The sequence below is a fragment of the Treponema sp. R6D11 genome (assembly GCF_054786075.1).
The window spans coordinates 1-13,206 of sequence record NZ_BDHD01000045.1; the positions used below are offsets into that span (position 1 = coordinate 1).

15 protein-coding genes and 1 pseudogene are annotated in these 13,206 nt (G+C 42.9%); 12 read left to right on the top strand and 4 right to left on the bottom strand.

Annotated features, from left to right (window positions below):
• From atpA to atpC, 4 genes are all read left to right on the top strand, one after another.
• A partial coding sequence (atpA, locus tag ACYVTD_RS06045; RefSeq protein ID WP_461246888.1) for a F0F1 ATP synthase subunit alpha occupies positions 1–1,314 on the top strand: 1,314 nt, incomplete at its 5' end.
• The gene (gene atpG / locus ACYVTD_RS06050; protein WP_461246889.1) at positions 1,315–2,211 is read left to right on the top strand and encodes an ATP synthase F1 subunit gamma; all 897 of its coding nucleotides are present in this window, start codon (positions 1,315–1,317) and stop codon (positions 2,209–2,211) included.
• Positions 2,212–2,221: 10 nt separating this feature from the next.
• On the top strand, positions 2,222–3,616 hold the full coding sequence (gene atpD, locus ACYVTD_RS06055) for a F0F1 ATP synthase subunit beta (RefSeq protein ID WP_461246890.1): 1,395 nt from the start codon (positions 2,222–2,224) through the stop codon (positions 3,614–3,616).
• Entirely contained in the window at positions 3,616–4,032 is a 417-nt protein-coding gene (gene atpC / locus ACYVTD_RS06060; RefSeq protein ID WP_461246891.1) for an ATP synthase F1 subunit epsilon, read from the top strand. The genes atpD and atpC overlap by 1 nt, the downstream gene beginning before the upstream one ends.
• Positions 4,033–4,038: 6 nt before the next feature.
• Here the strand turns inward: atpC and ACYVTD_RS06065 are convergent, their stop codons facing one another.
• The 3 genes from ACYVTD_RS06065 to ACYVTD_RS06075 all read right to left on the bottom strand — a co-directional run bounded on the left by ACYVTD_RS06065 (position 4,039) and on the right by ACYVTD_RS06075 (position 6,091).
• Entirely contained in the window at positions 4,039–5,109 is a 1,071-nt protein-coding gene (locus ACYVTD_RS06065; protein ID WP_461246892.1) for a uroporphyrinogen decarboxylase family protein, read from the bottom strand.
• Positions 5,110–5,186: 77 nt separating this feature from the next.
• Positions 5,187–5,597, bottom strand: a complete 411-nt coding sequence (locus ACYVTD_RS06070) for a DUF4418 family protein (RefSeq protein ID WP_461246893.1) — start codon at positions 5,595–5,597, stop codon at positions 5,187–5,189.
• A gap of 335 nt (positions 5,598–5,932) precedes the next feature.
• A complete protein-coding gene (locus ACYVTD_RS06075) occupies positions 5,933–6,091 on the bottom strand; it encodes a hypothetical protein (protein WP_461246894.1) in 159 nt (52 codons plus the stop codon).
• Positions 6,092–6,310: 219 nt separating this feature from the next.
• Here ACYVTD_RS06075 and ACYVTD_RS06080 point away from each other — a divergent pair, with 219 nt between their 5' ends.
• Both ACYVTD_RS06080 and ACYVTD_RS06085 read left to right on the top strand, forming a co-directional pair.
• Positions 6,311–6,643, top strand: a complete 333-nt coding sequence (locus tag ACYVTD_RS06080; protein ID WP_461246895.1) for a helix-turn-helix domain-containing protein — start codon at positions 6,311–6,313, stop codon at positions 6,641–6,643.
• A gap of 148 nt (positions 6,644–6,791) precedes the next feature.
• A complete protein-coding gene (locus tag ACYVTD_RS06085) occupies positions 6,792–8,135 on the top strand; it encodes a metallophosphoesterase family protein (protein ID WP_461246896.1) in 1,344 nt (447 codons plus the stop codon).
• Positions 8,136–8,204: 69 nt separating this feature from the next.
• On the opposite strand, the gene ACYVTD_RS06090 is transcribed toward ACYVTD_RS06085, so the two are convergent.
• Positions 8,205–8,708: a hypothetical protein gene (locus ACYVTD_RS06090; RefSeq protein ID WP_461246897.1), complete on the bottom strand. Its 504-nt coding sequence runs from the start codon at positions 8,706–8,708 to the stop codon at positions 8,205–8,207.
• Positions 8,709–8,893: 185 nt separating this feature from the next.
• On the opposite strand from ACYVTD_RS06090, the gene ACYVTD_RS06095 reads away from it, so the two are divergent.
• The 6 genes and pseudogenes from ACYVTD_RS06095 to ACYVTD_RS06120 form a co-directional block, all read left to right on the top strand.
• Positions 8,894–9,307, top strand: coding sequence for a DUF3842 family protein (locus tag ACYVTD_RS06095; protein ID WP_461246898.1), 414 nt, complete (start codon positions 8,894–8,896; stop codon positions 9,305–9,307).
• Between the two features lies 1 nt (position 9,308).
• The gene (larE, locus tag ACYVTD_RS06100) at positions 9,309–10,136 is read left to right on the top strand and encodes an ATP-dependent sacrificial sulfur transferase LarE (protein WP_461246899.1); all 828 of its coding nucleotides are present in this window, start codon (positions 9,309–9,311) and stop codon (positions 10,134–10,136) included.
• A gap of 164 nt (positions 10,137–10,300) precedes the next feature.
• On the top strand, positions 10,301–11,329 hold the full coding sequence (locus ACYVTD_RS06105; protein WP_461246900.1) for an energy-coupling factor ABC transporter permease: 1,029 nt from the start codon (positions 10,301–10,303) through the stop codon (positions 11,327–11,329).
• A gap of 21 nt (positions 11,330–11,350) precedes the next feature.
• Entirely contained in the window at positions 11,351–12,181 is an 831-nt protein-coding gene (cbiQ, locus tag ACYVTD_RS06110; RefSeq protein WP_461246901.1) for a cobalt ECF transporter T component CbiQ, read from the top strand.
• Positions 12,175–12,876 (top strand): energy-coupling factor ABC transporter ATP-binding protein, encoded by a 702-nt coding sequence (locus ACYVTD_RS06115; RefSeq protein WP_461246902.1) that lies wholly within the window; start codon positions 12,175–12,177, stop codon positions 12,874–12,876. The genes cbiQ and ACYVTD_RS06115 overlap by 7 nt, the downstream gene beginning before the upstream one ends.
• Positions 12,877–12,893: 17 nt before the next feature.
• Positions 12,894–13,206: pseudogene (locus ACYVTD_RS06120) on the top strand (nickel pincer cofactor biosynthesis protein LarB); the annotation flags it as partial.

Sequence of the window (13,206 nt, forward strand, 5' to 3'; positions counted from 1 at the left end):
AACCTTGAAGAAGAAGACGCAGGTTGTGTAATTTTAACGGGAGAGGATCTTGTTAAAGACGGCGAGGAAGTAAAAAGAACAGGTAAAGTTGTTTCCATTCCTTCGGGCAGCGCATTTTTCGGCAGGGTAGTAAATCCGCTAGGTGAAGCTCTTGACGGAAAGGGACCTGTAACTCCTGCGGCTTTTATGCCTATGGAAGCTCCTGCAGCGCCCGTAATTGACAGGGGAAGTGTGGAAACTCCGCTTCAAACAGGATGCCTTTCCATAGACGCTATGATCCCAATTGGTCGCGGTCAACGTGAACTGATAATCGGCGACCGCCAAACGGGAAAAACGGCAATCGCTATTGATACGATAATTAACCAAAAAGGGAAAAATGTTATTTGTATATACTGCGCTATCGGGCAGAAGGCGTCTTCGATAGTGGCAATAACTAATAATCTTGAAAAACACGGCGCAATGGACTACACCTTTGTAGTACTTGCGTCCGCTTCAGATTCGGCGGCTCTTCAATATATCGCGCCTTATTCAGCGGTCGCTATGGCGGAATATTTTTTACACCAGGGAAAAGACGTTCTTGTAGTTTACGATGATCTTTCCAAGCACGCCGTAGCTTACCGCGCGATCAGTTTGCTTTTGCGTCGCCCTCCCGGACGTGAAGCTTTCCCCGGCGATGTGTTTTATCTTCATTCAAGGCTTTTGGAGCGGGCGGTAAAACTTTCGCAGACAAAGGGTAACGGCTCAATTACCGCAATGCCCATTGTTGAGACGCAAGCTGGTGACATTTCGTCCTACATTCCCACTAACGTAATTTCGATAACGGACGGACAGATTTTCCTTGATTCCGAATTGTTTAATTCCGGTTTCCGTCCTGCGATAGACGTGGGTCTTTCGGTAAGCCGCGTTGGAGGTTCAGCGCAGACAAAGGCGATGCGAAAAATTTCAGGACGTATAAGACTCGACCTTGCGCAATACCGCGAGATGGCGGCTTTTGCGCAGTTTGGCAGTGATTTGGACAAGGCTACTCAGGACAAACTGGCGCAGGGCGAAAGGCTTATGGAAGTTTTAAAACAGCCGCAGTATTCACCTTATCATATTGAAGAACAGATTGTAATTCTTTTTCTCGCGGTTGAAGGTTTCCTTCTTGATGTTAAAACGGAAAATGTTTCCGCTTTTGTAAAAGATTTTTTATTAAACCTTAAAAGCGGTAAGGCGGATTTACTAAAGAATATTGCCGAGACGGGAGTTGTTTCTAAAGAACAGGAAGACGAATTACGCGCTACAGTTGAGTCCTTCAAAGGAGTAAAAAAATAAATGTCTAATTTACGCGATGTGCGCCTGCGAATGCGGGCTATTGAACAGACATTACAGGTAACCAAGGCGATGAATCTTATTTCTACCGCAAAACTGCGCAAGGGGCGGAAAATGCTCGCGGATACCGTGCCTTACTTTAGCAGAATTCAAAAATCAATGTACGATATTCTTTCTAGCGAGGCAAATATTGACAGCGATTTTTTTAAAAAACGCGATGTGTCAAAACCCGATTATCGTACGGCAATAATTGTCATAACTAGCGACAAGGGGCTTGCTGGCGGCTACAATGCGAATATTTATCGTCATGTAGATGAGCTTTGCAAAAAGGTGCAGAATCCTGTGCTGATACTCATTGGCGGCGCTGTCGGCTATCGCTATTTTGGTCACTCTCCCTATGTCATTCTTGAAAATTTTTCTTTCCACCCGCAGATACCCACAGTGGAACACGCCGGAGAAGTTTCCGAGTATGTAGTTTCGCAGTATCGTTGGGGAGTTTTTGATTCAATACATATCGTGTATACCAATATGTTCAGCATGGTAAAACTTTTGCCGACAGAACATCAGATAATTCCGCTTGTAAAAGAAAAAATTCAAAATGATATTTTTGAAATTGGCGGCGAAAAAAGAGTGGACTTAAAATTTGAATTTCTGCCGACCACAGAAGCGGTTTTTGATATGTTGGTTCCTCAGTATATAAAAGGCGTAATTTTCGGGGCGATGGTAGAAGCGTACGCAAGCGAACAAAGCGCCCGCATGAGGGCTATGGACGAGGCTTCCAAGAGCGCCGAAGATATGCTCGCCTCTCTGCGGATAAGTTACAACCGCGCGCGTCAGGCGGGCATTACGCAGGAAATTGCTGAGATAACCGGCGGTTCTACAGCGATGGCTGATAGGTAAGGAGCGGAAGATGGCGAATAAAGGTTACATTACTCAAGTAATTGGTCCTGTTGTCGATGTTCGTTTTGAGCAGGGACAGATACCTCTGATTTTAAACGCATTGAAAGTTAAAACAGGCGATGCGGGATTTAACCGCATTGTTACTCTTGAAGTTCTTCAGCATATTGGCGACAACCGCGTACGTTGTGTAGCGATGTCTGCCGCCGAAGGATTATCGCGCGGGCTTGAAGTTGAAGATACGGGCAAAGCTATCAGTGTGCCTGTTGGCAAGGAAGTTCTTGGACGAATGTTTAATGTAACCGGCGATCCCATTGACGACAAGGGAGCGTTTAGCGCGGCGCAGTATGAATCAATACACCGCAATGCGCCCGGCTTTAGCGAACAGCGTCCGGCAACCGCGTTGCTTGAGACAGGAATAAAAGTAATTGATTTAATCGCGCCTTATGCAAAAGGCGGAAAGATAGGACTGTTCGGAGGCGCGGGAGTAGGGAAAACAGTCGTTATCATGGAACTTATCCGCAACATAGCGACAGAACATTCAGGCTACTCGGTGTTTGCCGGAGTTGGCGAACGTTCGCGCGAAGGAGCAGATCTTTGGAAAGATATGACCGAGAGCGGAGTTATCGAAAAGACAGCGCTTGTTTTTGGTCAGATGAATGAGCCTCCCGGAGCGAGAATGAGAGTCGCGCTTGCCGGTCTTACCATGGCGGAACATTTTAGAGATCAGGAAAGACAGGACGTTCTTTTATTTGTCGATAACATTTTCCGCTTCATTCAGGCGGGTGCGGAAGTTTCCGCTCTTCTTGGGCGTATCCCTAGCGCGGTCGGTTATCAACCGACTCTCGCCAACGAGATGGGCAGTCTTCAGGAGAGGATTGCAAGCACATCAAAAGGATCGATAACCAGTATTCAGGCGGTTTATGTTCCGGCAGATGACCTTACTGATCCTGCGCCCGCGACAACCTTCGCCCACTTGGACGCAACCACTACGCTGTCGCGCAAAATTGTAGAGTTGGGAATTTATCCCTCTGTAGATCCGCTTGCTTCAAGTTCCCGTATTCTTGACGCGGCGGTAGTAGGCGAAGATCATTACAATACCGCGCGCAGAGCGCAACAGATTTTACAGCGTTACAAAGAGTTACAGGATATAATCGCAATCTTGGGCATGGACGAGCTTTCCGAGGAAGACAAGCTTACAGTCGCCAGGGCAAGAAAGATACAGCGTTTTTTCAGCCAGCCGTTTTTCGTCGGGGAAAAATTTACAGGTATTCCGGGTCGCTATGTGCCTGTCAAGGAGACAGTTCGCGGCTTCAAGATGATACTGGACGGCGAATGTGATTCAATCCCAGAACAGTCTTTTTACATGGCGGGCAATATTGATGATGTTTTGGAAAAGGCAAAATAATGTCTGCTTTATTTACTTTTGAGGTTCATACCCCCAAACGACTCTTTTATTTAGGCAAGGTTCAGGCAATTACCATTAGTCTTGATGACGGCGAAATTGGAATATACGCAAACCATGCTCCCTTCTCCGCGCATTCTGTTACTGGAATGCTTCGCATAAAAGAGGAAAATGGCAATTGGCGCGCCGCATTTGTTTGCGGCGGCATTTTAGAAGTGAATGAACATAAAAACGTGCTGATGGTTGAAAGTGCCCAATGGCCCGAAGAAATTGACGTTGAGCGTGTTCTTGAACTTAAAAAACAAGCGGAAGAAATATTAAAAGACACTCGTCTAAAATTTGAGATTGATAAAGCTAAAAAACAACTGCACCACGCTAAATGCAGACTGAAAGTTTTAGAAACTTTGAAAAAAGAATAACCGCAATTACACCGACATTAATTTATGCATTTCTTTGCCAAGCTCTACCGCTTCTTCCGGGGTTTTTGTCGATGTTTGAATAAACACGCCTTTGCGCCCGAAAAAGTCAATCAGCTTTTTTGAGTAAGCGGCTAAATCCGCGACGCTTGAAAGTCCGTCGTCAAGATGATCCCAGTAAAAATGGCGCAAACAAAGTGGGGCTTTCCCCGACACCGCGTCGCGGACTTTTTCCCAATTCTGCACTTGCGGGATAGTGAAATCAAGTCCGCGCAATCCCGGTATTTCCATCATGGCTTCCGCGACATTGGAAACGTCGCCGCAGGAATGTACTACAATGCCGCCAAATTCTTTTGCTATCATCGCATTGTACTTTAAACCGAATTCGCGGTACAGGTTGGGGGAGAGCAGGGCGGCGGTATCGTCGCTTACGCGGATACCCATTTCTTTTGGCACATACCAAAACTCGTGGCTCACACCGTAGAGGTTTGTTATCCGTTTAAACATTTCTTTAATGTAGCCGATAGTCGCTTCGGTGATTTTTTCCATAAGCGCGTGAACTTCGTCGGGGTAGACAAGAGTGGCTTCTATGAACGAGGTATATTCCCAAATAAGGGACGCTGTAACAAGCGGAGAGGGAACATTGACAACCCGCAACGGAATTTTTGATTTACTTTGCAACGCTTCAACGTGCTTCCAAGCCTGTTCAAAGTAGGGGTTGTTTACAGGGTCGGGAACTTTCAGTTTAAAAACATCATCGACATTTTCTTCGCGGATAATACATTCAACCCAAGGGTCGGCTTCATCGTTAACTTTACATTTACAGCCAAACGCGCCCGCTACGATATTGATTCCCTGATTTGGTTTAATGTTTGGGAAGCCGTAATCGTAAACCCCTTCCCGCTTTTTGGCGTGATCTTCCGCCCATTCAATTTCCGCATCAGGGTTGTTGTAATATTTTTTGGTTCCCATGTGCATGGGACCAACTTCGATGATATAAGGCACTTCTTTCAGGTCTTCCATACGCCAATTCGCTTCTATCAATTTTTTCTTAGTTTCGATATTGAGTATTTCTGCCATTGTTCTCTCCTGTTAGAAGTATAGCATAGATCTCTCATAAAGAACATAGAAAAGATAAGAAGGGAATTTTTGACCTATTAGTGATCTTTGCGTGAAATCTTTCGTTCACTGAAAACTATAAGAAATATCGAATATACCATTAAAACAATGCCTATGACAGTAATAGCTGGAAAAGCAATTCTGCGGCAAGCCATCTCACTTGATTTGCATCCGCCGATAAGCGCGTGAGGTAGACCGATGACCAATATACTTGCAAATAATATTCCTATTGTCAGTCCAATTTGTGTTTTTGAATCGGTAAAAACGATAAGGCAGATACCCAATGCGGCGATTAACATTCCCATGCCTAATTCGGCACGCGCTGTCCAGTGGCACAGAGGAAAAGCGCCGCTATGGGCAGTGCAGACCTTGAACAGAAATTGTGGACCAAGCGCGATAAGCAAGCCTAATGCGATTACAATTGATCCGGTAATTATGCTTTTTTTCATTTTTGCCCCATAAAAATATAACTCTGCCCTTTTTGGGGCAGAGTTGACAGGTAAATATGTTACTGACTAGCAGTCACACTTGGCATCACCACTTGAGCGTGTGGCACAGTTTTGGGTATTGCAGCTTTTCATACCACTACATTCACCGTCTTCCGAACAGCCGTCATCACAACTTGCCAAAACCAATCCGCCTGCCATCAGTAAACCAATCAAGGCTACTACTAAAATTTTGCTTTTCATAATAAGAAGCTCCTTTGCCTGCTCTGCAGGTGCGCAGTCTTTCCCGCTGTCAAATTTATTTGTTTACCCTTTATAGGGATTAAACACTATGTTTGTTATTTGCAAGTACAAGTATTCTCGTCCTCGCAACAGGAACCGTCCTCGGCACATTCGCTGTCCATTGAAGTTGTTGGTTTTGCAGATACATTGAGAACAATCGCTGTAGCTAATAACAGGGCGGCTATCCCGGCAATAAGCCATTTGTATTTTTTCATTGCGTTATCTCCTTTATCTGTTTACGGTAGACAGCGAAGAATCTCTGCAAATAGTTTTTCTCGCTGTTTATATTAGTGGTTATTGAATACCCAAAATTGCCCACTAAACAGACAAAAAATTCCAAATATTCCCACTTGTAAATAAAATAAATCCAAATATGGCATTATGACAATAGCAAAAATGCCGTTTTTGCTCTTTTTTTTAGTTAAAATTAAGGCATGGATTTCTGGATAAGGCTAAAAAACGAAATAAAATCAAAAAATACGACTCAGGAATGGATTTCTAGTAAAATCGGCGTCCCTTTAAGCACATTCAGAAAATGGATGACTCGGAAAACTTACCCAAACATCAAGGAAGGAGTTGAAATAGCGAAACTGCTTGAGACTTCGGCGGAATATCTTGTTACGGGAATTGAGCCGGAGGGCTTAAACGATACTGAGAGAAAACTATTGGCTTCGTACAGGAAACTAAGTTCAGGGGATCAGGAAAATGTCCTGCTTGCGGTAAACGCATGGGCGGGGAAAAAAGTTGACATTGAAGTAAAAAATTAGTATTTTAAAAACACGATTAACCGATTATGTGGGAATTCTTTCTGAAGAAAAACTTATCGAATTATGGCAGGCGTTATCAATAGCGATAGGAATTGATTAAAAAAACACCTTGATTCTTTGGTAGAAATTTACGTTATTTACTATTAAGATGAAAGGAGTAAATAAAAAGAAGGTTATATTAATTGCTCTCGCTTTTTTATGCGCTGTGATTGTCGTTACTTTTTCTTGTGCGCGGGAAAAAGTTATAATAAATTATAATAATAATACAAATACAGAAACACCTCCCGCGTATCCTGACGCTTTTTTTGCCGTTATAAGCGACTCTCACATTTACGATACGTCTCTTGGCTCAAGTGGCGCGGCGTTTGAAAAAACAATGAATTCCGACCGCAAATTGTTGTTGGATAGTCAGGATTTACTGGATTATGCAATAAATGAAATTATCGAGTCAAAAGTTAATTTTGTTTTAGTCTGCGGAGATTTAACCAAGGACGGCGAGTTGATCAATCACAATGTTGTAGCTAGAAAATTGAAAAAACTGACTTCCGCCGGTATAGCGGTTTATGTTGTTCCGGGAAATCATGATATAAATAACCCCGACGCCGTAATGTATAGGGGAAGCACTACAGAGCCTGTCGCGTCAATTACCGCTAATGATTTTGCGCGTATCTACGGAGATTTTGGGTTTAATTCCGCAATTACGCGCGATGATGATTCTTTAAGTTATGTTGTAGAACCTGTTGAAGGTTTATGGCTTCTTGCGATAGACGCATGCCGTTACCGCGAAAATGTACAGGGAAAACATGAAATTGTCTCGGGGAAAATAAGCCAAAAAACAGCGGACTGGACAGCCTCTGTGTTGCGTGAAGCGGCAAACAATAACAAAGCTGTTATGGCTATGATGCACCACGGCGTGGTTGAACACTGGAAGGGACAGAAAAAACTCCACCCTGATTATTTAATACAGGAATTCGCCGCCTTTGGAAATTTTCTTGCTTCATGGAATGTAAGAGCTGTTTTTACGGGTCATTATCACGCGCAGGATATTGCGCGCGGCGATTTTAACGGAAAAGTTATTTATGATATTGAAACCGGCTCTCTTGTAACCGCTCCGTGTCCGATGCGTTATGTCGAGATAAAAGATAATAGTTTTAATATCCGCACCGAAACAATCGTAGATAAACTTTATCCGTGGACTGACTTCGCACATAACGCCACAAATTTTGTAAAGAAAACTGTCATGCTGGAAGCGGCGCACGTTCTTAGAAAATTCAAAGTATCCGAAAGCGATATTGCTATTATAACCGACGCAGTGGGGGACGCTTTTATTGCGCATTATAGCGGAGATGAAAATCTATCTTTGAAAAAAACAGTAAACACATACAAGTTGGGTTTTTGGGGGCGTTTTGTTTTTGGACGTCAGCAATATGTAATTGACGGACTTTGGACGGATCTAAAACCTGCTGATAATAATGTAAAAATACAATTTTAACATTCCATAAATAAAACGCCGTTGTATGATGTACAACGGCGTGGAATATAATGCTTAAGGCAATGTATTTTATTGATACCAGAATTCTAATTCAAAAGTAGCGCCGGCGTATACTGTCATTGCAAATGTAATCGCAGATTTACCGGCAATATCATCAGGCAATGTGAATACCAACTCTTCACCTTCGGTAAAAGGACCATCTATCAATTTGTCCGAAGTCTTTTTTCCGGATGCCGGGTCGGGGTTTAAAAATCCTTTTGCGTTGCTCGGACTACCAAACGTGATACCAAACATTTTCCCATGATCCCAACGGAACTTGCCTTCAAAAGAACGGACTTTGACAATTAAGGTTTTCTGTCCGTTATAAGGAATATCTCTGAAAAATACCGCGTCCAAATCTATCCGATTGCCGCTTACTTTTATTATATTAGGTGCGGTTATGGTGCACTTAATACCTTTTTGAAAATAGCCTTTTACTTCACTCGGTAATTTAACCGGAGTTCTTTCTTGTGCAAAAAGAGCCGATCCAATTACAGCCGTCAAAAGAAACACTACCAGAAATAATTTCTTCATAATAAAACCCTCCAAATTATAGATTTATATTAGTATATCACTTGCTTTCTAAACTGTCAAATGGTCAGTGGTAGCCGCATATTACATCGGTATAGCTTGTATCTTTTATTTTTTAAAGGTACTCTAATGCCTAACCACTAAAAACACTGAAAAATAAATACATTTGTTTATACAGGGAGTAATATATGAATATTCTGGTAATAGACGGCATGGGCGGCGGCATTGGCAAGTCCATAATTGAGCATATTAAAAGCGAATTTGCCGCCGCTGTAATTACGGCGGTAGGGACAAATTCAATCGCAACATCGGCTATGCTTAAAGCTGGCGCGGATTACGGTGCGACGGGCGAAAACGCCGTGGTTTTTAACTGTACAAAAGCTGACATTATTATCGGCGTAACAGGAATTATTTTCGCTAACGCAATGCATGGCGAAATAAGCCCAAAAATGGCGGAGGCGATTTCCTCAAGCCCCGCGCATAAAATATTGCTACCACTAGACAAATGCAATGTAACAATCGTGGGTGTTGACAACAAGCCAATTCAGGCATATATAAATGAAATTACCATAATATTAAAAGCAAGCGGCAAGGACAAATAAAGTGGAAGAAGCGGCTGGCATTTTTCAGAAACATGAAAAATTAAAAAACTATTTGCGCGAACTTGGAAGTGTAGCAATAGCGTTTTCAGGCGGCGTTGATTCAACCTTTTTGCTAAAAATCGCGCATGATGTTTTGGGGGATAAAGCTATCGCCGTTACCGCTCGTTCTTGTTCTTTTCCCGAGCGCGAATTAAAAGAGGCAGTCTCCTTCTGCGAGAGTGAAAATATCCGTCATATAATCTGTGATTCAGAAGAACTTGATATTGAAGGTTTTGCGCAAAATCCGGTAAATCGCTGTTATTTGTGCAAAAACGAATTGTTTACAAAAATTTGGGCGGTTGCCCGTGAGAATGGCATAGAGAATGTTGCCGAAGGTTCTAATCTTGATGACAACGGCGATTATCGTCCGGGGCTGACGGCGGTCGCGGAACAAGGCGTAAAAAGCCCCTTACGTTACGCGCAACTTACAAAAGATGAAATACGCTTTCTTTCAAAAAACATGAATCTGCCGACATGGAATAAACAATCCTTTGCCTGTCTTTCCTCGCGCTTTCCTTACGGCGAATCTATTACGCCTGAAAAATTGGGAATGATAGACAAGGCGGAGCAACTTTTGCTGGATATGGGATTAAGGCAGGTAAGGGTGCGTCATCACGGCAACCTTGCGCGTATCGAAACCGACGAGGACGGTTTTTTGATATTAACAGACCGAAAAAACAGGGAAAAAGTTCACAAGCAATTAAAACTGTACGGCTTTACCTATATAGCGGTAGATTTGTTGGGGTATCGGACAGGAAGCATGAATGAAACGCTTGCCAATCTTTCCTGACTTATGATATAATACCGTATAATCCATACCATGAAGGTATGACCCGTGTCCATAAATTTTCCATAAAAATAGAACGATGCCATGAAGGTGTCTGCGCTTCAAGAAGCGGCGCAAGCTAGGCTTGTGTAACAAGCTTTAAGTTTTATTTTTTAGGAGGAATTATTATGCACATGGCAGATTCTTTACTGTCTCCCGTTGTGGGAACGGCAATGTGCGCTGTAAGCGCCGCAGCTATCGGTTATTCGGTTTCAAAAATTAAAAAAGACGATTTATGCGAGAAAAAAATCCCCATTATTGGCGTAATGGGCGCGTTTGTTTTCGCCGCTCAGATGATTAACTTTACCATTCCCGCTACGGGATCAAGCGGTCATATCGGAGGGGGAATTTTGCTTGCCGCCATGATTGGCAGTTTTCCAGCACTACTATCCCTTGCGGCGGTATTAATTATTCAATGTCTGTTTTTTGCAGACGGAGGGTTGCTTGCCCTCGGTTGTAACATTTTTAATATGGGCGTTATTCCCTGCCTGATTGTGTATCCCCTGCTTTTTAAACCTTTGTTGAAAAAAGGAATGACAACCGCCGGAATAACAGCCGCCTCTCTCGTTGCGGTTGTTGTGGCATTGCAACTTGGCGCGTTCAGCGTAGTACTTGAAACATTATTTTCCGGTATTACAGAATTGCCGTTTTCAAGTTTCGTACTTTTAATGTTACCCATTCATCTTGCGATTGGCATTGTCGAAGGCATAGTAACTGCGGCGGTTCTTTACTTTGTTTACAAAATGCGCCCTGAAATTATGGAGAGCACATACAACAGAACGGCAATCCAAAGCGGTATACCGATAAGAAAAGTGTTTGTAACGCTTGCGATTATTACAGTGCTTGTAGGCGGCGTTCTGGCAATATTTGCGTCATCACACCCTGACGGACTTGAATGGTCAATAAAAAATATAACCGGTTCAACAGAGATTGAAAAAGATAACGCCTTTTTAAATGGTGCGGCTTCTATACAGGAAAAAATCGCTTTTCTGCCCGATTACAATTTCTCCGATGCAGGGGAGGAAGGTTCTGCGGCAGGAACAACCCTTTCGGGAATTTTAGGCGGTATTTTTACATTCTTGCTTGCAGGAATTTCTGCGTTTGTGATCTCTGCCGTCAAAAAAAGACGAAAAGATAAAGCGATTGTTTCCGCATAATAGATATAGAGTTGCCGTCTGATGAAAAATGCGTTTTCACAGTTATATGCTCTTGAGCAGTTGTCAGGCGGTAATTCATGCGTCCACAGACTTCACCCATTGGTGAAATTGTTGACAACATTTGTCTTTATCGTAACTATTGTTTCGTTTAACAGGTACGCTCTGGGACGTTTGATACCGTACATTTTTTTCCCCGCGCTCCTCATGGCTCTTTCAGAAACGCCGTATTCAATGCTTTTTAAGCGTTTTCTTATCGCATTGCCGTTCTGCCTCTTTGCTGGAATAAGCAACATAATTTTTGACAGAAACACGGCGTTTGTATTAGGCAGTCTAATCGTAAGCCGTGGCGTAATTTCGTTTCTTTCCATATTGTTCAAAACTTATTTGTGCGTTATGGCGGTCTTAATACTCGTATCGGTAACTCGCTTTTCTGAATTAACTAATGAATTGCGGCGCTTGCGTCTGCCGGGAATATTTATCATCATGTTTGAACTTACCTACCGTTATATCGGCGTATTGTTAAACGAAGCGTACTCCATGAGTATCGCGTACTCTTTAAGAAACCCCAACAGAAAAGGAATTGAAATGAAGAACATGGGCAGTTTTGCGGGACAGCTATTGATTCGCAGTTTTGACCGCGCCGAACGTGTATACAACGCCATGAAATGCAAGGGATATACGCAAGGGTATGCTTCAGGGGCTACGCTTCAAAATTTACGGCAATGTAATAAGGCATTAACATTAAGCGACATAGTTTTCATTGCGGTAGTTTCTGTTTCTTGCATAACATTCCGTATTGTTGATATAAATGCTATGTTGACTGGTTTTTTTGGAAGGCTTGTGCAATGTTGAAACTTCAAAATGTAACGGTTATTTACCCTGACAAGACAAAAGCGATAGACGACATAACCCTGACCGTCAGCGAAGGCGAAAATGTCGCGTTAATAGGCGAAAACGGCGCGGGCAAAACGACGCTTATGCTTGCTATTGTCGGGATACTTGAATTGTCAGCCGGTACGATAGAAGTAGACGGAATACAACTCGGTAAAAAAACAGTTAATGAAATCCGAAAACGAATCGGCTTGGTTTTTCAAAATCCCGATGACCAGTTGTTTATGCCGCTTGTCTATGACGACATTGCCTTTGGTTGCCGTAATTTTGGAATGTCGGAAGATGAAATCAAAACACGAGTAGAGCAAACTCTTAAACAATTAAACATAAATCATCTGTCCAATCATTCAACGCTACGGCTGTCCGGCGGTGAAAAACGACTGGCGGCAATAGCGTCGGTTTTGGCAATGTGTCCTTCTATATTGATGTTTGACGAGCCGACCGCTTTTCTTGACCCAAAGGCTAAACGCGCTCTTGTTGAAATCTTTAAAAAATTAAACCATACAAAAATAATAGCGACACACGACATAACATTTGCCGCAAAAGTATGCAGTCGCGTAATTATATTGAAGAACGGACAAATTGTCGCAGATGGAAAAACGGACTTGCTGTACGACAAGGAATTGATGACTGGTTGCGAGTTAGAGGCGATTTAATGGAGGAATGGTAGTTTATGAACAAACAGGAAACTTTATGTTTATTAAAAAATATTCAAGAAGGCGCGGTTACTCCCGAAGAAGCGTTATCAAAATTTTGCACCGAACCATTTGAGGATTTGGGTTACGCGAAACTTGACCACCACCGCGAATTACGAAAAGGCGCAGGCGAAGTAATATATGGCGAAGGTAAAACGCCGGAACAAATAATCGGCATTATAACCGCCATGAAGGATAAAGGGCAGAGGTTGATAATGATAACTCGATTATCGGCGCAAGCGGCGGAAACGGTCAATAAAAAAATTCCATTGCAGTATCATCAAACGCCGA